Source organism: Pedobacter sp. (assembly GCF_965227205.1).
Lineage (GTDB): Bacteria > Bacteroidota > Bacteroidia > Sphingobacteriales > Sphingobacteriaceae > Pedobacter.
Genome location: NZ_OZ245727.1, coordinates 936,596 through 959,094 on the forward strand (window position 1 = coordinate 936,596; position 22,499 = coordinate 959,094).

Annotated in this window: 21 protein-coding genes; 10 read left to right on the forward strand and 11 right to left on the reverse strand. The window is 35.2% G+C overall.

The genetic code is table 11. The annotated features are described in order from the left end of the window. Nucleotides 1–55: 55 nt before the first annotated feature. Nucleotides 56–544, reverse strand: coding sequence for a regulatory protein RecX (locus tag ACO05K_RS04005; RefSeq protein ID WP_421943174.1), 489 nt, complete (start codon nt 542–544; stop codon nt 56–58). A gap of 61 nt (nt 545–605) precedes the next feature. Between ACO05K_RS04005 and ACO05K_RS04010 the strand changes: the two genes are divergently transcribed. From ACO05K_RS04010 to arsC, 3 genes are all read left to right on the forward strand, one after another. Continuing rightward, nucleotides 606–3,065, forward strand: coding sequence for a bifunctional UDP-N-acetylmuramoyl-tripeptide:D-alanyl-D-alanine ligase/alanine racemase (locus ACO05K_RS04010; protein WP_421943175.1), 2,460 nt, complete (start codon nt 606–608; stop codon nt 3,063–3,065). A 307-nt stretch (nt 3,066–3,372) separates the two neighbouring features. Next, nucleotides 3,373–3,963 carry a DUF502 domain-containing protein gene (locus ACO05K_RS04015; protein WP_421943176.1) on the forward strand — a complete coding sequence of 197 codons (591 nt, stop codon included), beginning with the start codon at nt 3,373–3,375 and terminating at the stop codon, nt 3,961–3,963. Between the two features lie 7 nt (nt 3,964–3,970). Further along, entirely contained in the window at nt 3,971–4,315 is a 345-nt protein-coding gene (gene arsC / locus ACO05K_RS04020) for an arsenate reductase (glutaredoxin) (protein WP_421943177.1), read from the forward strand. 257 nt (nt 4,316–4,572) lie between these two features. Here the strand turns inward: arsC and ACO05K_RS04025 are convergent, their stop codons facing one another. From ACO05K_RS04025 to ACO05K_RS04035, 3 genes are all read right to left on the reverse strand, one after another. Next, on the reverse strand, nt 4,573–5,067 hold the full coding sequence (locus ACO05K_RS04025; RefSeq protein ID WP_421943178.1) for a hypothetical protein: 495 nt from the start codon (nt 5,065–5,067) through the stop codon (nt 4,573–4,575). Nucleotides 5,068–5,307: 240 nt separating this feature from the next. Beyond that, entirely contained in the window at nt 5,308–6,015 is a 708-nt protein-coding gene (locus tag ACO05K_RS04030; protein WP_421943179.1) for a TIGR00730 family Rossman fold protein, read from the reverse strand. A gap of 18 nt (nt 6,016–6,033) precedes the next feature. After that, nucleotides 6,034–7,542 (reverse strand): sodium:solute symporter, encoded by a 1,509-nt coding sequence (locus ACO05K_RS04035; protein WP_421943180.1) that lies wholly within the window; start codon nt 7,540–7,542, stop codon nt 6,034–6,036. A gap of 141 nt (nt 7,543–7,683) precedes the next feature. Between ACO05K_RS04035 and recR the strand changes: the two genes are divergently transcribed. Both recR and ACO05K_RS04045 read left to right on the forward strand, forming a co-directional pair. Then, on the forward strand, nt 7,684–8,301 hold the full coding sequence (recR, locus tag ACO05K_RS04040) for a recombination mediator RecR (RefSeq protein ID WP_421943181.1): 618 nt from the start codon (nt 7,684–7,686) through the stop codon (nt 8,299–8,301). A gap of 118 nt (nt 8,302–8,419) precedes the next feature. Then, nucleotides 8,420–9,232 (forward strand): SDR family oxidoreductase, encoded by an 813-nt coding sequence (locus tag ACO05K_RS04045; RefSeq protein WP_421943182.1) that lies wholly within the window; start codon nt 8,420–8,422, stop codon nt 9,230–9,232. A gap of 359 nt (nt 9,233–9,591) precedes the next feature. Here ACO05K_RS04045 and ACO05K_RS04050 read toward each other — a convergent pair whose 3' ends face one another. Next, the gene (locus ACO05K_RS04050; RefSeq protein WP_421943183.1) at nt 9,592–11,724 is read right to left on the reverse strand and encodes an HRDC domain-containing protein; all 2,133 of its coding nucleotides are present in this window, start codon (nt 11,722–11,724) and stop codon (nt 9,592–9,594) included. 263 nt (nt 11,725–11,987) lie between these two features. Here ACO05K_RS04050 and ACO05K_RS04055 point away from each other — a divergent pair, with 263 nt between their 5' ends. The 5 genes from ACO05K_RS04055 (at nt 11,988) to ACO05K_RS04075 (ending at nt 16,712) form a co-directional block, all read left to right on the forward strand. Then, a complete protein-coding gene (locus ACO05K_RS04055; protein WP_290244540.1) occupies nt 11,988–12,221 on the forward strand; it encodes a hypothetical protein in 234 nt (77 codons plus the stop codon). Between the two features lie 91 nt (nt 12,222–12,312). Next, a complete protein-coding gene (locus tag ACO05K_RS04060) occupies nt 12,313–12,519 on the forward strand; it encodes a hypothetical protein (RefSeq protein ID WP_421943184.1) in 207 nt (68 codons plus the stop codon). A 98-nt stretch (nt 12,520–12,617) separates the two neighbouring features. Beyond that, nucleotides 12,618–13,823 carry an HlyD family secretion protein gene (locus ACO05K_RS04065; protein ID WP_421943185.1) on the forward strand — a complete coding sequence of 402 codons (1,206 nt, stop codon included), beginning with the start codon at nt 12,618–12,620 and terminating at the stop codon, nt 13,821–13,823. After that, the gene (locus tag ACO05K_RS04070; RefSeq protein ID WP_421943186.1) at nt 13,820–16,036 is read left to right on the forward strand and encodes a peptidase domain-containing ABC transporter; all 2,217 of its coding nucleotides are present in this window, start codon (nt 13,820–13,822) and stop codon (nt 16,034–16,036) included. Before ACO05K_RS04065 ends, ACO05K_RS04070 begins: the two co-directional genes overlap by 4 nt. A gap of 82 nt (nt 16,037–16,118) precedes the next feature. Next, complete coding sequence (locus ACO05K_RS04075) at nt 16,119–16,712, forward strand: DUF4142 domain-containing protein (RefSeq protein WP_421943187.1); 594 nt, start codon at nt 16,119–16,121, stop codon at nt 16,710–16,712. A 49-nt stretch (nt 16,713–16,761) separates the two neighbouring features. Here ACO05K_RS04075 and ACO05K_RS04080 read toward each other — a convergent pair whose 3' ends face one another. The 6 genes from ACO05K_RS04080 to ccoN are packed head-to-tail and all read right to left on the reverse strand — an operon-like array spanning nt 16,762 to nt 22,498. Next, the gene (locus ACO05K_RS04080; protein ID WP_421946274.1) at nt 16,762–17,433 is read right to left on the reverse strand and encodes a sulfite exporter TauE/SafE family protein; all 672 of its coding nucleotides are present in this window, start codon (nt 17,431–17,433) and stop codon (nt 16,762–16,764) included. A gap of 26 nt (nt 17,434–17,459) precedes the next feature. Beyond that, nucleotides 17,460–17,888 (reverse strand): FixH family protein, encoded by a 429-nt coding sequence (locus ACO05K_RS04085; protein WP_421943188.1) that lies wholly within the window; start codon nt 17,886–17,888, stop codon nt 17,460–17,462. 1 nt (nt 17,889) lies between these two features. Continuing rightward, nucleotides 17,890–19,254, reverse strand: a complete 1,365-nt coding sequence (gene ccoG / locus ACO05K_RS04090; protein WP_421943189.1) for a cytochrome c oxidase accessory protein CcoG — start codon at nt 19,252–19,254, stop codon at nt 17,890–17,892. Then, nucleotides 19,238–20,185, reverse strand: a complete 948-nt coding sequence (locus tag ACO05K_RS04095) for a cbb3-type cytochrome c oxidase N-terminal domain-containing protein (RefSeq protein WP_421943190.1) — start codon at nt 20,183–20,185, stop codon at nt 19,238–19,240. Before ACO05K_RS04095 ends, ccoG begins: the two co-directional genes overlap by 17 nt. Further along, nucleotides 20,172–20,351: a hypothetical protein gene (locus ACO05K_RS04100; RefSeq protein WP_421943191.1), complete on the reverse strand. Its 180-nt coding sequence runs from the start codon at nt 20,349–20,351 to the stop codon at nt 20,172–20,174. The genes ACO05K_RS04095 and ACO05K_RS04100 overlap by 14 nt, the downstream gene beginning before the upstream one ends. 5 nt (nt 20,352–20,356) lie before the next feature. Next, nucleotides 20,357–22,498, reverse strand: coding sequence for a cytochrome-c oxidase, cbb3-type subunit I (ccoN, locus tag ACO05K_RS04105; RefSeq protein WP_421943192.1), 2,142 nt, complete (start codon nt 22,496–22,498; stop codon nt 20,357–20,359). Nucleotide 22,499: the final 1 nt, after the last annotated feature.

The window sequence follows — 22,499 nt, forward strand, 5'->3', positions numbered from 1 at the left end:
AAATATAGACAGATTTATATTTCTGTCAAGAGATTTTTTATTAAAAATTTAATATTTAGTTTAAATTGCTGGCTTTCAGCGCAAGTAAAATTAAATCATTTTCAAATCCTCTTCCCTGAAGATAGTTCATAAGCTTGATTTTTCTTTTCAGCGGATTAGATTCTGCAATTGTTCCTGCCTTTTTAAGGGCTAAATTTTCTAAAGTCTGCATATAATCATCATCATCCAAACTGTATAACGCTTTTTGTAAAATTCTATCCGGAACACCTTTTAATTTTAAACCCTGTTTAATTTTAATTCTTCCCCATTTTTTGATGTTAAATTTTCCTGATGCGTACTGTTTTGCAAAGCGTTCCTCGTTAAGGAAGTTGTTCGTAATCAACTCCGATAAAATTTCCTCAAGTTCATCTCCTCTAATTCCCCATTCTACCAATTTATACCGAACTTCCTTTTGTGAACGTTCCTGGTACACACAAAAATTTTCAGCTTTGGCTAATGCCTGTTTTTTATCTAATATTGCTCCCTCTTGTTTACCGCTTTTCATAATTATTTACTGAAATTCGTAAAAATAAAAACGATTATCACATTTTTCTGAATTTAACACCATGCAGAATCCGATATATACCATTTCTAACATTGCCCAAATTTTACATGCTGATGCAAAATTATCTGATGAACAAGCTATTATTCAGTATTTGATTGTAGATAGTCGTTCGGTTTTAATGCCAGAAAATTCACTGTTTTTTGCGCTGAAATCTCATAGAAACGGACATGAATTTGTTAGTGATGCATACAGTAAAGGTGTTCGGAATTTTGTAATCAGCGAAGAAAAATACATCAACCAATATACAGAATGTAATTTTTTATTAGTTGCTGATGTTCTGGCGTCCTTGCAAAAATTAGTAGCTACACATCGAAATCATTTTGATTTAAAAACAATCGGTATCACCGGAAGTAACGGTAAAACAATCGTTAAAGAATGGTTATATCAGCTTTTAGCGGTCGATTATAATATCGTTCGCAGTCCTAAAAGTTATAATTCTCAAATTGGTGTTCCGCTTTCTATTTGGCAAATTGAAGCCGATAATACCTTAGGAATTTTCGAAGCAGGTATTTCTGCCGAAAATGAAATGGAAGCTATTGCCGAAATTATTAAGCCCCAAATTGGGATTTTGACCAATATCGGCGAAGCTCATGCAGAAGGTTTTAGTTCTAAAAGGGAGAAGTTAAACGAAAAATTAAAGCTTTTTAAAGATTCTGAATTATTAATTTATTCTCCAGATTATGTAACTGAGGTTAATTTTAAAGATTTGCCGGGTAAAAAACACTTTACCTGGAGCAGTAACCAAGGTGCAGATTTGCGAATTATTGCAGTTGAGCCAATAGAAAATAATTGTTATTTAAGAGCTATCTATCAAGATCGCGAAATTGAATGTATGTTGCCCTTTAGAGATAAGGCTTCAATAGAAAACGGTATTGTATGTTGGGCAACTTTGCTTGCCTTGGGATATTCCGCAGAACAGGCAGATTCCAGATTGGAGAAACTAAGTCATGTTAGCATGCGTTTGGAGCTGAAAAACGGCATTAATCAATGTTCTATTATTGATGATTCTTACAGTGCCGATATTTCGTCCTTGGCAATTGCCTTGGATTTTTTGAATCAGCAAAATCAACATCCAAAGAAAACAGTAATCCTATCAGAATTATTTGAAACCGGTAAAGATGATTTAGATTTATATACAGAAATTGCAGATTTGCTTGTGCAGAAAAAGGTTAGCCGTTTAATCGGAATCGGAACGCACATTAGTAAATATGCAAGCCTGTTTAACCTCGAAACCCAGTTTTTTGAAGATACCAATGCTTTTGTTGAGGCATTTCCTGGCTTGCAGTTTAATCACGAAACGATATTAGTTAAGGGCGCAAGGCGATTTGAATTTGGCAGAATTAGTAAACTGCTTACACAAAAAATCCACGATACGGTTTTAGAAATTGATTTAAATGCGATGGTTGGCAATTTGCAATTCTATCGTTCTAAAATCAGTTCAGGAGTTAAAATCATGGCAATGGTAAAGGCTTTTTCTTACGGTAGCGGAAGTTTTGAAATCGCGAATTTACTTCAGTTTCACAAAGTGGATTATTTGGCCGTAGCTTATGCCGATGAAGGGATCGCTTTGCGTAAAGCAGGGATAACTTTGCCAATAATGGTAATGAGTCCGGAAATATCTGCTTTTGAAGCAATTATTAAACACAATCTCGAGCCAGAAATTTACAGTTTAGAAATCTTAAATAGCTTTCTGAATGCACTTTCAGATTACGATTTTAACTATCCGGTTCATATTAAAATTGATAGTGGGATGCATCGCTTGGGTTTTGATAATTCTGAAATTGAGAAATTATCCGAAATACTTAAAAATTCGCAACGCATTAAAGTTCAGAGTATATTTTCTCATTTGGTGGCAAGCGGAGAGGCAGAGCATGATGGTTTTACTCAACAGCAAATTGATAAATTTAATGAAATTGCAAATAATTTGGTTGAAGTTTTAGGTTACAAACCATTGTTTCATATTGTAAATACTTCAGGTATTAGTCGCTGGCCAAATGCTCAAATGGATATGGTTCGTTTAGGAATTGGTTTGTATGGTTTTGATGCGGCGTTGGTTAATAATAGAGGTTTGCAAACTACAATGGTTTTAAAAACAACTGTAACACAGGTTAAAATTTTAGATGCAGGTGAAACCGTTGGATACAGTAGAAAAGGTATTTTACCTGCCGGAGGAAAAATCGCTACCGTTAAAATCGGTTATGCAGATGGTTACAATCGTGCTTTTGGAAATGGCACTGGAAAAATGCTGATTAACGGTTATTTGGTGCCAACAATAGGCTCAATCTGTATGGATATGACAATGCTCGATGTTACTGGAATAGATGTAAAACCTGGAGATGAAGCAATCGTTTTTAATCAGGAACACAGCATTATGGAACTTGCCAAACAAATTAACACAATACCTTACGAGATTTTAACCAACATTTCTCAAAGAGTAAAACGGGTTTATTTTTACGAATAATTGGTCGATAGTTCATTTGTCATTGGTTCATTAGTTCATTGGGCAGGATGCTGACTGTTAATTAGTCAATGGTTCATTAGTTTATCGGGCAAGGTGCAGATTCTAAAGTAATTGGCAAATTGTTTAATTGCTGAATTGATAAATTGTTTATTGATAATTCGTTCACTGGTCAATTAGTTCATTTGGGGCAGGTTGCAGGTTATAAATCATGCTAACCAATGACAAATGAACCAATGAACTTTTTAACCAATCTGCTAACCAATTTAACAATTCAATCAATTAACCCTTTTTTTCATAAGTTTGCAGCATGAATAAAGTCGGGAAAGCCATTATAAACTATTTAATTAAAGGTTTATTAATTGTTGTACCTATTGCTGTGAGTATTTTCATCGTAATTTGGGCAGTAACAACGGTTGATAGCTGGTTAAATGTTAATAATATTCTTGGCGTAAATCCTCGTACAGGCGAAAGCAGAAATATTCCGGGATTGGGTTTGCTTACCGTTTTAACCATAATTTTACTTGCCGGGATTTTCGTTACCAATTTGGTTACAGAACCAATGTACAATTGGTTTCAACGGATGATGCAGCGTTTACCTTTGCTCAATTTCATCTATTCTTCTATTAAAGATTTAACTGAAGCTTTTGTTGGCGATGAAAAGAAATTTAATCACCCGGTGTTGGTTGAAGTTGAAGGAGGCTTAAAAAAAATCGGTTTTTTAACACAAAATGATTTGCATAAACTTGATTTGCCGGAGGAAGTTGCAGTTTATTTTCCGCTTTCCTATTCATTTGCAGGTCAGCTTTGTATTGTAAAAAGAGATAAAGTTAAAGATTTAAATATGACTGCTGCTGATGCTATGAAATTAGTAGTTAGTGGCGGTGTAAGTGGTTTATAGTTAAGAAATGATTCAGATTTATCACAATAACAGATGCACAAAAAGTCGTCAGGCTTTTCAGGAACTGGAAAATAGCGGAAAGCCGTTTGAAGTTATTTATTATTTAGAAACTCATCCAAATAAAGCACAGCTTGAAGAATTATTAGCAAAGCTGAATATTAAACCATTTGATTTAATTAGAAAAGGAGAGAGAGTTTATCTTGAAAATTATAAAGGCAAAAGCTTAACTGATTCAGAATGGATTGATGTTATGGTGGAAAATCCAATATTGATTGAAAGACCAATTGTTGTTTCTGGTAATAAGGCTGTAATTGCCAGACCGACTGAACGAATTAAAGAGATTTTGTTTTAGGATTTTTAATAATTTGTGTCTTGGCCAGACGGGCTTTTTTCTTTTGACAACAAAAGAAACAAAATTGCCAGCTGAAAATTTTTGTATTTAAGTTTGTGGATTGGCTTGGACGGTTTATCCCCAATCCCGTACGTACGGGATGTTAGGCCGGTTTAACGTAGAACGATAAAATAGTACTTTGGCCTTAAACGATCATCATATATTGCCTTTAAAGTTGTAAATAACAATTTTGGTTATTCAAAACGAATATAGTTCTACTAAAAAATACTTCTTACACTCGACATAAAAATTACGAAAAGAATTAAGGCATAAATTAGCCTTGAGTAATATTCTCGAATAAATAATCCAGTAAAAATCAATAAATCATCATCAACGTTGCTGTGAATTAAACCACTATTTGTTGTCGAATTAAAAATTACCTGCTTATCAACATGGTTATTAATGCTCCATCTGCTTAACCAACTATTTTGAAAACTCCAGTCAAATTGTTCTCCTGTAGATATTGATATTTTAGCCTTAAAAGCCATCCAATCATAACGTATCACAGCTAAAACTTCGTTTTTATTGTTTAATATTTTAGTTTCCGGAACTGAATATCCCTCACTTTTTAATAAATAAATTCCACTTTGTGTAGTTGCAATAGCCGAATTTTTTAATGAACTAAAATTTAGCGAAAATTTTAAAAGCGCATGCTCATATACCTGATAATTACTATCAAATAATCCTTTTCTCCAATTTAATATTTTCTCCATTTAAAACAGATTTTCCCTTATGACTCCCGAATAAACCAATCGTTACAGATAATGTTTGCAAATAAAAAAAGTGCTTGCGGTAACAAGCACTTTTTTACTTTATGATTGAATTTTGAAGGATTAACTTGAAATGATTAAATTTTGAATGACTGAATTATAGAATTTTTATCACAGTCTTGCCATTCTTGAAATCAAAATAATCCTTAAATCTTGAAAATCCTGCAAATCCTCTCAATCCTGCTAAAAATTAGGTTTTAACACATACTTATCATAGAACCTGAAAATATGTTCTGCAGCTTCTTCTGCGGTATCTACCAAACGGAAAAGGTTTAAATCTTCTTCGTGGATGTTGTGCTCTTTTTGCAACATTGTATTTTTTAACCAATCAATTAAGCCACCCCAATAATCAGTGCCAATTAACACGATTGGGAAGCGGGCAATTTTACCGGTTTGTATTAAAGTTAATGCCTCAAAAAGCTCATCCATTGTTCCGAAACCACCAGGCAATACAATAAAACCCTGGCTATATTTCATAAACATTACCTTGCGTACAAAGAAATAATCGAACTCTAATAATTTATTATGGTCTATGTATTTATTATGAAACTGCTCAAATGGTAGTTCGATATTTAAACCAACTGATTTACCACCGTTTGTATGCGCACCTTTATTACCAGCTTCCATAATTCCGGGACCACCACCTGTAATTACTCCATAACCACGATCGGTTAAAAGTTTACCGCACTGTTCTGCTAATTTGTAATATTTGTTTGTTTCTGCAGTACGGGCAGAACCGTAAATTGTAACGCAAGGACCGATTTTTGCAAGTTTTTCGAAACCATCTACAAACTCAGCCATTATTTTAAATATCTGCCAGGAATCTGTTACTTTAATTTCCTGCCAATCTTTATTTTCAAAAGCACTTCTAATTTTTTCTTCACTCGTCATATATACTGTATTCTAATATTAAAATCTGGTTTGTGCATCAGTTTTTTTGCTGATAAAAAGCAAACCTATAAATGTAATTAAGCCATTAATTAAAATAAGCTCAACGCTAAAAACATATCCTCCTAAAATTTCTTTGGAGTAGCTCGAAAGCAAGTAACATAAAAAAGGCGATAAAATGCAAACTATCGGTACTAATTTATCATGTAAACCTCGTTTTTTTACAAACAATCCAAAACTATAAAGCCCTAAAAGCGGTCCGTAGGTGTAAGATGCGATGGTAAAAATCAAACTTACAACCGATGAACTATTTAGGGCATTAATTACAATTATCACTAAAAACATCAAAATAGAAAAAGCAATGTGAACGGTATGGCGTTTTTTTACCGCGTCTTTAGCATCGATATTTTCCTTCTTTGCCATGCCTAAAAAATCTACGCAAAATGATGTAGTTAAAGCCGTAAGTGCCGAATCTGTAGTGGCAAATGTTGCAGCCGTTAAACCTAACATAAATATAATTGCAGGTACTGCACCAAGGCTATTTAGTGCAATTTCTGGGAATAACAAATCGGTTCTTGGTTTTCCGGTTAAATGGTCTAAAGGAATTTCAATTCCATTTTTTGCAGCATAAATGTATAATAAAGCACCAACACTCAAGAAAAACACATTCAGAATTACGAATACCCCGGTAAAGGTGAACATGTTTTTCTGAGCTTCTTTAATTGTGCTCATACTCAGGTTTTTCTGCATTAAATCCTGGTCTAAACCCGTCATTGCAATGGTTACGAAAATCCCTCCGATAAACTGTTTGCTGAAGTACCATTTGTTGGTTAAGAAATCATCCAAAAAGAAAATTTTCGAATAACTGCTACTTTTTATGGTTTCAAAAGCTTGGGGAATGCTGAAATTTAAGCTGTTACAAATGAAATAAATCGTTAAAAAAACTGATAAAACAAGGAAAAACGTTTGTAAAGTATCAGTAATGATGATGGTTTTTAACCCACCTTTAAACGTGTAAGACCAAATCAGCGCCAGCGAAATTAACACCGTAAGCCAAAAAGGTATTCCATAATTATCAAAGATAAAACGCTGTAAAACAATTACAACCAGATACAATCTGGTAGCAGAACCTAGTGTACGGCTCAATAAAAATATCGAGGCTGCGGTTTTATAACTGTAATGCCCTAAACGCTGTTCTATGTAACTGTAAATTGACGTTAGATTCATTCGATAATACAGCGGTAGCAACACCGTACAAATAATAATGAAGCCAACAGCATTACCTAAAACGAACTGAAAATATTGAAATTGATTACCTGCGGGTGCGCCAACTTCTCCCGGAACGGAAATAAAAGTTACACCAGAAAGCGCTGTTCCAATCATTCCAAAGGCTACTAAATACCATTTTGAATTTCTATTGGCAACGAAAAATGAATTGTTATCGGATGAATCTTTTGAGGTAACGAATGAAATTATAATCAGCAGTAAAAAATAGCCGATTAGAAAACATAATAGAATAGTTGGTGACATAATTTGGTTTTAAGCTGATAAATGTAAGAAATTAATATTAGTTGTTTGGTTGGTTAGATTGTTAGTTTTTTCGTTCCCACACAAAATAACTAAAAAACCAAAGCACTAAAAAACCAAACAACTATTTCATATTTTTGTACCATGAATTTTTCATCCAAACTGCTTGAAGATGCGGTAAACGAATTTTCGAAATTACCTGGTGTGGGGCAGAAAACAGCTTTGAGATTGGTTTTGCATCTTTTAAATAAGGAACAGGAAGAGGTAAATCAGTTTGGAAATACATTAATCAAACTAAAACAGCAAATTAAAAACTGCAGCATCTGTTATAATATTTCAGACCATACGGTTTGCGAAATTTGTACTTCGCACAAGCGTGATAAAGAAACGATTTGTGTAGTAGAAGATACGCGGGATGTAATGGCTATCGAAAATACAGGTCAGTATTTTGGGGTTTACCATGTTTTAGGGGGACTAATTTCTCCGATGGATGGCATTGGTCCGGCAGATTTATACATAGATAGTCTGGTTCAAAGGGTTTCGGCTGGCGATATAAAAGAAATAATTTTAGCGCTTAGTCCGAATATGGAAGGCGACACCACGCTTTTTTATCTTTACAAACGGTTAAAAGAATTTAATGTTCCGGTAACTACAATTGCCAGAGGAATTGCCTTTGGTGGTGAACTGGAATATACCGATGAAATTACCCTCGGACGCTCGATTATTACTCGGGTACCTTACGAAACTGCGATGATGAAATAATTTAGTTGTTTCGTTGGTTGGTTGTTTTGTTGATTAGGACATGCCAAAAAAACTGAACAACTAAAAACCAAAAATCCAATAACCCAAAAAACTAAAAACCCAAACAACGAACAAACCAATGAAAGATAAAGTTGTCATCATTACAGGCGCATCTAGCGGAATTGGAAAAGCTTGTGCTGAAGAATTTGCTAAACGTGGCGCAAACCTTGTGTTGGCTGCCCGTCAATATGTTACGCTGTGCGAAATAACTGCTGATTTAGAAAAAAGATACGGAATTAGAGCGGTAGCGGTTCAGGCTGATGTAAGTAAAGAAGCAGATTGCGAATTGATAATTAAACAAACGCTGGTTTCGTTTCAAAAAATTGATATTTTGGTTAATAACGCGGGTTTATCTATGCGTGCTTTATTTAACGATTTAGATTTATCAGTGCTAAAAAACCTAATGGATGTAAACTTTTGGGGAACGGTTTATTGCACAAAATATGCCTTAGCAGAGATTTTAAAAACTAAAGGTACGGTTGTCGGAATTTCATCAATTGCCGGTTATCGCGGTTTGCCTGGAAGAACGGGTTACTCGGCTTCTAAATTTGCAATGAATGGTTTTATGGAATCGTTACGTACCGAGCTTTTAAAAACTGGTGTAAACGTCTTGGTTGCTTGTCCGGGTTTTACGGCTTCTAATATTCGGGTAACGGCGTTGGCTAAAGATGGCATTGCACATGGTGAAACCAGTATGGATGAAGGTAAAATGATGACATCTGAAGAAGTTGCAAGCATTATTGCCGATGGAATTGAGCAGCGCAAGCGTACTTTAATAATTACTGGCCAAGGTAAATTAGCTGTGTGGATGAATAAGCTGTTTCCTTCTTTTGTAGATAAAAAGGTATTTGATTTATTCGCTAAGGAAAAGAATCCGCTGATTAAAGCATAGATATGCTCTTTCCGTCATTGCAAGGTACGAAGCAATCTGATTATAGAGATTGCTTCGTGCCTCGCAATGACGACCGAGTTAGGCCTTTGTATCTGTTTGAGCTGGTTTAACTTTCTTACACGAACCTAAATTAAATAGCCCCGACATAAGCGTAAAGCCCGGAATGGTAGCGCAGCGAAATGAGGACTTGGAGCGGTGGCGGGAGTATCGTAACCCATGAGCACAGGTTTTGTGCTTCTAAAAAATGGAAGAATTGTGTTAATATTTCCGTCATTGCGAGGCACGAAGCAATCTGATTATAGAGATTGCTTCTTGCCTCGCAATGACGAGTTGTATAAGCAAAATTAGTCTAATTAGCTTTAAAACAACTCCGAAGTTCCTAAATAACCGTTTACCAGTTTCAAAATATCTTTACCAATTTCTACCGCATTCCCAACTCCAATACCTTTAATTGCAGCAAGTTGTTCAGTAGTTTTGGGTAATTTGGCGGCAACGGTTTGCAAAGTTTGCTCGGAAAGTACATTGTGTTCAGGTACATTTCTTCTTTCGCTTATCTTTCTCCTTAGGTCAACAAGTTCGTTATAGAGTTTTATGTTAACAATTTCCTTGGATTGTTCTACCACTTTTTTAACTCTTCCGGTTTGAATAGGCTCATAATTACTGCCTGCTTTGTGATAAATTTTGGCAAATTCATCAGCAGAAAAATTTTTAAAATTGATTTTAAAAAGCGCTGATTTTACCATTAAATCGTTTGTGAGGTCACTTATTCTAGCTATTATTTTCTCCGCCTTTTCATCCCTGTAAACGTTCATGTCGTTAAACTTATCTGCATAATCGATTATCGATTTTAATTTTGGGATGAAATAAACCGAAGCTTTTGATAATCTTTCAATCAGAATAGAATTGTGATTTACTGGTGTTATTTTGGACTGTTCAGCTAATTCTTTTTTGATAAATCTGTCTCCAATTGCTATAATTTCGCTTTCTAAAGGTTTAGCTATCTCATTAATAATCTCATGAAAGGCAACATTTTCATGGTTATTCGGGAAATTAGATTTTTTTAACAAAAGCCAGTTTTTAGCCAAGGCACTAAAATCGAGTAAATCATGTATCAGATTCCACTCATAATTTATTGCTGATTGCGCTAAAGTTTCTGCACTGGGTTTAGTTAAGATTGCGTTATTAGTAAAACTGATAACCTTATCATCGGTAATAATATTTTCTGGTTTTACCGGAGATTTTAAAATCAGCCCTTCCAAACTTCTGCAACGACTTAAAGCTACATAAGCTTGTCCGTGTGTAAAAGAAGAGCTAACATCAACAATTGCCTTATCAAAAGTTAATCCCTGACTTTTATGAACTGTAATTGCCCAAGCCAATTTGAAGGGAAATTGAGTGAAAGAACCTGTATTTACCTCATTTATTTTATTCTCGCCATCAAGATTGTATTTAACGTTTTGCCATTCTTCTCTATCAATTTCAAGCTCGGCAGTATCGTTATCAAAGGCAACCTTAATTGTATCTCCATCTATCGCTTTAACAACTGCAGCTTTTCCGTTATAAAATAGTTTTTTGCCAGATGAATCATTCTTGATAAACATTACCCTTGCACCGATTTTCAGTTCTAAAACTTCATCAATCGGATAAGCATCTTTTGGGAAATCGCCTGTTACTTTTGCTGTAAACTGAAAGGTTTTGCCCTCAAGTTTTTCAAGATATTCTTGATTAATTTGAGTAACCTGATTGTTGTGTGTGGTAAGTGTTATGTATTCTTCTCTTCGGATGTTCGATAGGTTTTCATCGTATCGTTCGTTAAGATTAGCCAACAACTCACCGCTTAATGTATTTTCCCTAATTCCATTTAAAATATCAAGAAACGTTGGGTCTGATTGGCGGTAAACCTTATCCAGTTGAAAGGTAATAAGCTGGTTAGCAAGTATCGCTCTGCTATCAAAAAAATACGGACTAGCATAATAATTTTTAAGGATATGCCATGCATCGTGAGCAATGGGAGAGAGCTGATAAAGGTCGCCAATCATTAAAACCTGCACGCCACCAAAAGGTCGGTTTATGGCTTTTGTTTTGCGCAAAGCGATGTCAATATAATCGAGCACATCTGCCCGAACCATACTAATTTCATCGATAATTAATAGTTCAAGGCATTTAAGCAACTTCATTTTCTCTACAGAATATCGCACATCATCGCTGGTTTCCATATCCGGAATAATAGGACCGAAAGGAATTTGGAAAAAGGAATGCAGTGTTACACCACCAGCATTTATAGCCGCAACTGCTGTAGGAGCAACTATTGCGTAATTTTTTTCAGTAGTTTCTCTAATGTATTTAAGTAAAGTGGTTTTTCCGGTTCCGGCTCTACCCGTTAAAAAAACAGGTTGGTTTGTACTTTTAAGGAAATCTAAAATAAGCTGATGTTGGTGTGCCAATGTTTTCTGTAGATTAAATTTACGCAGGAAACATGCGTACAAAGCCAAAAATACAACGTTTTGGTGGTTTATGCTAATAATGTTAGTATCTATTAAAGGTACCCACGCCCGCGAAAACGGTCTAAAATGTTAAATATTGTAAATTAAGGAACAACTGAGTCGTTTAATGTATTCTGATGAGTTGTTGCTAATCAGCCTTTTGCGAAAACCTAAACGATGATTATGTCGTTTCTATATAAACATTGCGCAAGTGATGCAGGGTTAGCCGAAAACCTCAAATAGAGTAGGCATTATTAAAATTAGAAAACGTTATGAAACTTCAAGAGTTAAATTTAAACGAAATGAAAGAAATCAACGGTGGTGGTTTATTAGGTGGCAATGATTCAGCAAATTCAGGTGGATTATTAGGTTCAATCGGAATTGGTAATTTATTATCATTCTCTAACGAAACCCAAGACGGAGATGAATCGAGTAAAACCTCGTTCTCTTTAGGGAATAACATTGGTGGAAGCTTACAAGGATTATTCCAAAGCCTAACCAGCTAATTTGAATTAAAACCTCAATTATAAAAAAGGTCCTGATTTATTTCAGGACCTTTTTTTGGATTAAAAGAGCATAAATTTAAAATCAATAATTATGAAAAATTTATCAAATACAGAATTACTGGAAATTAATGGTGGAGGCAATTATTCCAACTCAGGAATATCAGTAAATAGTTCTACAGAAAGCTTACTTACCTTAAGGTTTGAGCATTCGTACGGCGAACATCACAGCGTTACAGAAACATCAGTCGGTAATAATATCAACCTCGATTTTTCTGTTCTTGGAATTGGAAAACAATAAAAACATATATGTTTAAAGATGAAAAGGAGCCGTTATTTCGGTTCTTTTTAGTTTATAATAAAACTAAATGCGCTCATTTTCGTATATAATTTCTAGATATGGATAGTGAAAAATATATATTTCCGAAAGAAGTTATCGAAAACACCGCCGAATATCACTTTCATTCGCATAACTCGAGAACTAAAATAATTTATCAGGTTTTATTGGTGGCACTCATTGTTGCGTTCATCTCTATCTTTTTAATTAAGGTTGATGTAAACGTAAAAAGCACCGGGTTATTTAGGCCAACCGCCGAACGTAACGAGATTAAACCCTTGGTTGCAGGTCGGGTAGATTCTCTTTTCATAAAAGAAAATATGCATGTTAAGGCTGGTCAGGTTTTGCTAACCATCCGTAAAGAAAATATCGAAAGTCAGGATGCGTTAAATCAATTTCAACAAACTGATGTAGAAGACCAGCTCTATGATTTAGGTTTGCTAATAAATGCCTATCGGCGAAATGATTGGTCGAAAAAACTGCCTTTAAAATCAGGTGTTTATGGTCAGCAGTATAGTTACTTTATGCAAAGAGTTACCGAGGCAAAAGCTAGATATCAGCTTGCGCTTAAAAACCACGAACGTTTTGCTTTTTTATATAAGAAGAAAGCCGTTTCGGCAGTTGAGTACGATGAAGTTAAACTTAAAAAGGATAACGTTTTTAACGAATTATCTTTAATCGGAGAAGAGCAAGGAAGTAAATGGCAAACTGAATTAAATCAATTAAAAATTCAAAATCAGCAGCTTGGTACAAGAGATAAACAATATACCGAGGAAAAGGAATTTTATACTATTAAAGCACCGTTAACCGGAACTGTACAGGAACTAAAAGGAATTCAACCTGGAAGTTCTATATCTGCAAATGAAATTCTTGGAGAAATTTCTCCCGATTCTGGTTTAATAGCCGAAACTTACGTACAACCAAAGGATATCGGTTTATTAAAAATTGGCACCAAAGCAAGGTTTCAGATTGATGCTTATAACTATAACGAATGGGGGATGGCAACCGGGAAAATCATCTCCATTTCAAATGATATATTTATGCAAAATGGCGCACAGCCTTTCTTTAAAGTTCGCTGTTTGCTCGATAAAAATACCCTCAATTTAAAAAATGGTTACGTTGGTAAAATAAAAAAAGGTATGACTTTGCAAGCACGCTTTTTTGTAACCAGAAGAACACTTTTTCAACTCCTTTACGATAAGGCCGATGACTGGTTAAACCCAAATGTAATTCCCGAAGCTAAAGAAACAAAGACGACCAGCTTATGAAACTAAATAATTTTTTTAGCTCGCTCAAGGCGAAGTTTTCTTCCGGATCGCCTGCCAAAAGAACCATTATAAAACAGCATGATGTTACCGATTGTGGTGCAGCTTGTCTTGCATCTATCGCTATCCATTATGGTTTGGATATGCCGATTGCAAGAATCAGGCAATATGCATCAACAGATAAAAAAGGTACAAATGTGCTTGGTTTAATTGAGGCTGCAACGCGATTGGGCTTTTCGGCCAAAGGCGTTAAAGCCGATTACGATAACCTTTTTAGCATTCCACTTCCGGTAATTGCCCATGTTATACAAAATAATTTACCTCACTATGTGGTTTTGTATTCCATCCATTCTGATTACATAGAAGTTATGGACCCAGCTTATGGCGAAATGCAAAAGCTAACCCATAACGAGTTTAGACAAAAATGGACAGGTGTTTTGCTGATGCTTCTTCCTGGTGATGATTTTACCGCTGGAACGGAAAGAATTTCGCTTGAAAAAAGATTTTTGTATTTGCTATTACCTCACAAATCTATATTAATTCAGGTTTTAATTGGTGCAGTTTTTTATACCATTCTGGGATTATCATCGTCCATCTTTCTGCAAAAAATTGTAGATAATGTACTGCCCGAGGGAAATACAAATCTGCTGAATTTGATGGGCACGGTAATGATAATCATCATTCTGTTGCAGATTTTTATCAACTACGCTAAAACTTTACTAACCATAAAAACTGGTCAGCAGATTGATGCCAGGTTAATTTTAGGCTATTATAAACACTTGTTAAAACTTCCTCAGCAATTTTTTGATACCATGCGTGTTGGAGAAATTATTTCGAGGATGAATGATGCTGTAAAAATCAGGGCCTTTATAAACGATGTTTTAATCGGCTTTGCTGTAAACATATTTATTTTGATATTCTCTTTTGCGCTTATGTTTACCTATTACTGGAAACTGGCGCTTATAATGCTGATTGTAATTCCGTTGTACGCTATAATTTATTATTTCTCTAACAAATTAAACAGAAGTACGCAACGTAAGTTAATGGAAAAAAGTGCCGATTTGGAAAATCAATTGGTAGAATCTGTTAACTCGGTAAGTACAATTAAGCGGTTTGGGCTGGAAAATTTCTCGAATCTTAAAACAGAAATCCGATTTGTAGAGTTGCTTAAAACCGTTTACACATCTGGAACTAATTCATTATTAATTGGCAATGCCAGTAGTTTTGTATCGAGTATTTTCTCGGTGATTTTATTGTGGGCGGGTGCAAGTTTTGTACTTCAAAATTTAATTACACCGGGCGAGCTTTTATCATTTTATGCCATTATTGGATATTTTACAGGTCCGGTTATTGGATTAATTGGCATGAATAAAGTTTTCCAAGATGCGAGAATTGCAGCCGACAGGCTTTTCGAAATTATGGATTTGGAACGGGAGAAAACTGAAAACCGAACCGAATTAACGCCAGACATGATTGGCGACATTGAATTTAAACATGTAAACTTTAGGTACGGAACTCGGGTAACGGTTTTTGAAGATTTCAACATCAAAATTGAAAAAGGAAAAATTACAGCCATTGTTGGCGAAAGCGGTTCTGGGAAAACAACATTACTTTCTCTGCTTCAAAATATTTACCCGCTGCAATCTGGAAATATAATGATTGGAGAATTTGACATCAATTATTTAACCAACGAAAGCTTAAGGAAACTGGTTGGTGTTGTGCCGCAAGATGTTCATTTATTTGCAGGAAATGTGATTGATAATATCGCTGTAGGTGAGATGGAGCCTGATATGAAACGGATTGTTAGAATCTGTGGTCAGCTTAATATTTTAGATTTTATTGAAAATTTGCCACAAGGTTTTCAAACCTATTTGGGCGAAAATGCAACCACACTTTCTGGCGGGCAAAGACAAAGACTTGCAATTGCGAGGGCGTTATATCGCGAACCAGAAATTTTAATTCTTGATGAGGCTACTTCCTCACTCGATTCAACATCTGAAGAATACATTCACAATGCAGTTTCGATTTTAAGAGAAAAAGGTAAAACCATTATATTAATTGCACACCGATTAAGTACGGTTATTAACACCGATAAAATTGTAGTTTTAAATAAAGGAGAAATGATTGAGGAAGGAACTCACAAATCTCTTTTAAAACAAAATGGCGTTTATAAAGAAATGTGGAGTAAGCAGTTTCCGGTAATGGAGCAAGTTTAATAAAAACATTCTTTTTAATATAGATGTTATACTGAAGATCAATCCATTGATAATAAAGTACATCCTTAAATAAAATCGAATTATGAGAAAGTTATTAGGTATTTCATATTTAGCAGTTTCACTGTTTTTAATTCAGTCTTGCGGTAATAGTTCTAAACCGGAAAGCACAAAAGTTGCAGATAGCGCAAACAACGCGAAGATTGATACAACTAAAAATAATCCGGATACTGTGGTTATTGCTGTAGATAAAAGCGATGCTGAATTTGTTGTTAAAGCTGCAAACGGTGGTATTGCTGAAGTTGATTTAGCCATAATTGCACAGCAAAAAACCACAAATGGTGATGTTAACGAATTTGCTGCAATGATGATTGCCGACCATACGCTTGCTAATGAAGAACTGAAAGCTTTAGCGGCAAAAAAGAATATTACCTTACCTTCTTCAGTAGGAAAAGATGAACTTAAAATAAAGGATGAATTAACCCGAAAAGCGGCGAAAGATTTCGATAAAGCTTATGTTGACGCAATGGTTAAAGACCATAAGAACGATATTAAACTTTTTGAAGATGGCAGTAAGAAATTAAAGGATAACGAATTAAAAGCATTTGTCGACCGAACTTTACCAACTCTAAAAAAGCACCTTGCTGATATTGAAGTGCTACAGAAGAAAGTAAAATAAATTTACACTACATATTTGAGCGCATCTGTTAAACAGCAGATGTGCTTTTTTATTTGCAAACAGCGCTGTTACCAAAGTGGGTGTTTGTACGTGGGGAAATAAAAGGTATTCCTAATTCTGAAGCTCTTAAAATTAAAAGTACACCAACAAATAACATGAACCAAGGAATCAATTTATTGGTATTAAAACGGATGTATCTTTTTAAATAAATGCCTCCTAAAGAAATCATCATTAATAGCGGCAGCGTACCTATCCCGAACAAAAACATAAATTGTGCACCTTCTATAGCATTAGAAGAATTTATAGCCGTAGCAATTGCAAGGTAAACCATCCCGCAGGGAATTATTCCATTTAAAATTCCTGCAAAAAACTCCCAAAAGGGCAATTTAAAAACTTTTGAGGTAAGTTTACTTATCGGATTAACCAATGCAAATTGTACTTTACTTAATGCTTTCGCGTATTTTGTACTCAACTGAATAATGGTAATTACAACAAGTATAATCCCCAAGCTAATACTCAGTATTTTTTGATTTGCAATTACACTAAAGGTTTGCCCAATCCAGCCTGCAATAAAACCTAAAATTGTGTAGGTTAAAATTCTTCCAGATTGATACAAAAGCAACCTTAAACCATCGTTAATCAAGTTTCTTTTTTGCATGGGCAATGATAGCATGAGTGGTCCGCACATTACAGCGCAATGCAAGGAGCCAAATAAACCCATTAAAAAAGCCAGTGGAAAAAAGTTTATCAAAGTGTAATATTTTGTTTAAAACGATAATTTTTACTGTTGATTTTCCATTCCATGTCTAGAAACCACAAACCTTTGTCTTGCGGTTTTTTTGGTATCAATATCAAATTATTATCGCCGATGGTATGTCCGTTCAAATTTTTATCAGCTTTAATATCAGATGGACGGATTAAGCGTAAAGCGTAATCAACACTATCTTTCATTTGTATAACAATCTGTTTTTCGTTGATGTTAATAATAGGTGTTTGGCCATCGTCAATAGTGTTTTGTTTCGATTGATATTCCTCATTGTAGGTTAAGCCTTTTTCGTAGTAATTACCTTCTACAAGTGCATCGTTACTTTGCTTACTTAACATAAAAGCGCCCATTGCTAAAATAAATGCAATAAAAATCAGCATCGTTAAAATCAGTTTTCCTCCCCAGTTCATATTAATTTGGATTTGCAAAGAAACTTGTCTTCGCTGTGCTTATAATTGAATTATTGGTTAAAACCTTAAACTTAACTTCGCTTTTATAACTTTTAATTGTAGTAGGTTTTTTAATCAGAAAAAAAGTTAAATGAACCGTTCCTTCTTTTCGTAAAAACTTTTCTGTTTGAATAAAAATTATGCTATCGGCTTCTTCTAACGATTTGAAAGTGAAAGGAATATCTTTATTGGTTTTATTGATTAATTCTGCATTGTATAAATTGCTTATCTTTCCATCTGGTCGCTCTTGAAAAAGCGTTCCGCTTGCTCGTAAAACAGTTGTTTGTACGTTTTCTCGTTTATAAATTAATGATGAAAAGAGCAAAACAGTTATAGTTAAAACGGCAGCATAACCGTAAGCTTTTAAACCTGCTTTAAATGTTTTTCTAAGTTTGATGTAATCGTTATTGTAAAAACCAATTAAGCGTTTTGGTTTATTGATTTTTAGCATCACCTCATCGCAGGCATCTATGCAAGCTGTACAATTAATGCATTCTAATTGAGTTCCTTTTCTAATATCAATTCCGGTAGGGCAAACCTGCACACATAAACCACAATCAACACAATCGCCTTTAACATCCAAAAGGTTTTTTGATAGTTTTCCTCTTGGTTCACCACGTTGTTCATCATAAGCAACTATTAAACTTTGGTTGTCTAACAAAACGCCTTGCAATCTTCCGTACGGACAAATTACTGTACAAACAACTTCACGTACGTAAGCAAAAACGCCATAAAATATCGCTGTAAAAAAACATATCGAAATAAAACCTGAAATATGTAATTCTACTGGTTCGGTAATGATTTTATATAGAACATCAGAACCGATTAAATAAGCCAAAAAAGTGTTTGCAATGGCAAAAGATATAATGATGTAGATGAAGTGTTTGCTTCCTTTCTTTAAAATCTTTTCGCTATTCCAGAGCTGTTTATCTAATTTTTTCTGGCGGATGGAATCGCCTTCAATCCAATATTCTATTCGCCGAAAAACCATTTCCATAAAAATGGTTTGAGGGCAAGCCCAACCACACCATAACCTACCCAAAACAACGGTAAAGCAAATTACAAAGAGGATAAAAATGAGCATTGCAAAAGCAAAGAGGTAAAAGTCTTGCGGCGTGAAAATCAATCCAAAGAATACAAATTTCCTTTCCAGAAAATTTAATAAAACCAATTGCTCACCTTTAAATTTCAAAAAAGGAAAACTGAACAAGCAAAGCAGTAAAGCATAACTTACCCATTTACGATAGTTGTAAAGTTTACCCGAAGGTTTTTTAGGGTATAGAAAGTCTCTGCCTTTTTTTTGCTCGGCCTTATTTTTTTGAATCATCTTCTTTCATTTCATTGTCTGCTGGGCTTTTTTCTTCATATTTTTCGCCTTGCGGTGCCTTTGCTCCAGCCGGATTTGTACCATGCAATGATAAAATGTAATTGGTTACATCGCTGATTTGCTTTGGCGAAAGTTGTTTTTCCCAACTCACCATTCCTTTTTCTGGTACGCCGTACTTAATGGTCTTAAATACATTGTTTACACCACCACCATGCAACCAAAAATCATCCGTAAGATTAGGGCCAATAATACCACCACCCGTTGGCGCATGGCAAACCGCACAATTGCCACTAAAAATGTTTTTCCCTGATTCTAAAACTGCAACCGAATTATCAAATTTTACAGAATTTTCATCAACTGTGTTTGCAGATTTTTCAAGATAAATGGCTTTTTCTTCGATAGATTTTGCCATTTCAGCTTCGTACAATTGGTCTTGATTTAAACCGTAACCACCAATGTAATAGTAGAATAAGTAGCCTATGCCAAATAAGATGGTTCCGTAAAAAAGAAAGTTAAACCAACCGGGAACAGGATTATTCAGTTCATGGATACCATCATAAGCATGTTCTATAACCAGGTTTTTTTCTTCTTCAATAGGTTTTAAACCTAAAACTTTGTTCCAGATGGATGGCTTTCTTTTCCTGGTTTTTAGCCAGCTATCGTAATCCAAAGCCTCATCCTTAACGAGCGACTTATATGGTGTTGGATTTAATTGCTCCTTGTACATCACCTTAAAGGCATTTAATAAGGTAATGGATACAAAAAGCAATACAGCTGCAAAAATCAACAGTAATAAAATCAATAAATCAGGTTGACTTAAACCCAATAATTTTGGGTCTGATTTTGGCAATTCTGCAACCGGAGCTTCATCAGCAGCCAATACAATTACAGATACTAAGCTTAAAAGCAAGGTTAAATTAATCTTCTTCATGTTCTGTATCGTTATCGGTTAATGGTAACTTACTCATCATCTGTATATGATTTTTATTCAATTTGATTAGGTAAATGCTTACCAGAATAAAAAACACAAGGAATATTATTAATGAACTGATTAGATAATACTCTCTACCTGCAAGGTTTTTTAATTGTTCGAACATGAGATTTATTGATTAGATGGAATACTTTCTTTGTTAGTTTTGATGTCAGTTCCTAAGCGTTGCAGATAAGCAATCATGGCAATAATTTCTCTATCGCTGTTTACTTTGATATTATTCTGTTTTAATTCAGCAGATATTTTTTCTGATTGCTGTTTAAGCTCATCGTTAGCCAAACGGTCGAAACCATCCGGGTATGGAACACCAAGTGTTTGCATTGCCCTGATTTTTGCCGGAGTAGTTGTAATGTCTAATTTCTGGTCAACTAACCAAGGGTAAGGTGGCATAATACTTCCGGGCGACATGGATGTTGGGTCAACCAAGTGGTTGAAATGCCACGCATCAGAGTATTTGCCACCTAAACGATGTAAATCAGGTCCGGTACGTTTACTTCCCCATAAAAATGGATGGTCGTAAACAAATTCTCCGGCCTTGCTGTATTCTCCGTAACGTTCAGTTTCAGAACGGAAAGGTCTAACCATTTGAGAGTGGCAGTTTACACAACCCTCACGGATATACAAATCTCTTCCTTGTAATTCTAAAGCGGTATAAGGTTTTACACTTTTTATAGTTGGTACATTCGATTGGATGGTAAAGGTTGGCATCATTTCTACCATACCGCCAATTAAAATAATGATTAAAGAAAGCACCATAAATTTCATTGGTTTACGCTCTAAAACGCGGTGCCAGGTTTTATCCATTGGATTGGTATCTACCACAACCGTTTCCAGTGCCATAGCCTCCGCATTTTCGTTTGCAACCAACTTACCTTTTAACATGGTTTTGGCTAAGTTGTAAGCCATAACAGTTGCACCCGTTAAATAAAATGCACCTCCAACAGCTCTGAAAACATGCATTGGGATAATTTGTAAGGTTACGGCCAAAAAGTTCGGATACTTTAATAAACCTTCGGAAGTAAACTCTTTCCACATCAAACCTTGCGTAAAACCAGCCCAATACATCGGCACTGCATAAAAAAGAATACCCAAAGTGCCTATCCAGAAATGGAAACCAGCCATTTTTTTAGAGTATAACTCTGTTTTATAAATACGAGGGATTAACCAATACAAAACACCGAAGGTTAAAAATCCGTTCCAGCCTAATGCGCCAACGTGTACGTGTGCAACAATCCAATCGGTAAAGTGTGCAACACCATTAATTTGTTTAATAGATAATAATGGTCCTTCGAAAGTTGCCATCCCGTAACAGGTTAGCGCAACCACCATAAATTTTAGGGTAACATCCTCCCTTACTTTATCCCATGCGCCTCTTAAAGTAAGCAAACCGTTAATCATACCGCCCCAGCTTGGTGCTATCAGCATGATTGAAAATACAACCCCTAAAGATTGCGCCCATCCCGGTAGGGAAGAATATAATAAATGGTGTGGGCCAGCCCAGATGTAAATAAATATTAACGACCAAAAGTGGAGGATACTCAATTTGTAAGAGTATACCGGACGATTTGCCATTTTAGGAAGGAAATAATACATCATTCCTAAATACGGCGTTGTTAAGAAAAAAGCTACCGCATTATGTCCGTACCACCATTGTACAAGCGCATCCTGAACGCCTGCGTACACATAATAGCTTTTCATAAAAGAGATTGGTAACTCAAAAGAGTTTACAATATGTAATACCGCAATAGTCACGAAAGTGGCAATGTAGAACCAAATGGCAACGTACAAATGGCGTTCTCTTCTTTTAAAAATTGTACCAAACATATTAATCCCGAACACCACCCAAATTAAAGTGATGGCAATGTCGATTGGCCATTCCAATTCGGCATATTCGTGTGATGTTGTAAAACCTAACGGGAGCGTAATTACTGCAGATAGGATAACAAGTTGCCATCCCCAGAAATGAATTTTACTCAAAGCATCGCTAAACATGCGGGCTTTAAGCAAGCGTTGAAGCGAATAATAAACGCCCATAAAAATAGCATTACCAACAAAGGCAAAAATTACTGCATTTGTGTGTAAAGGCCTGATTCTCCCAAAAGTAGTGTACTGATTACCGAGATTCATACTTGGCATAAAAAGCTGAATTGCAACGATAAGACCGACCGTCATACCGATAACGCCCCATGCAATTGTTGCAATACCAAAATCGCGGACAATCTTATTGTCGTAAGTAAATTTCTCTAACTGCATA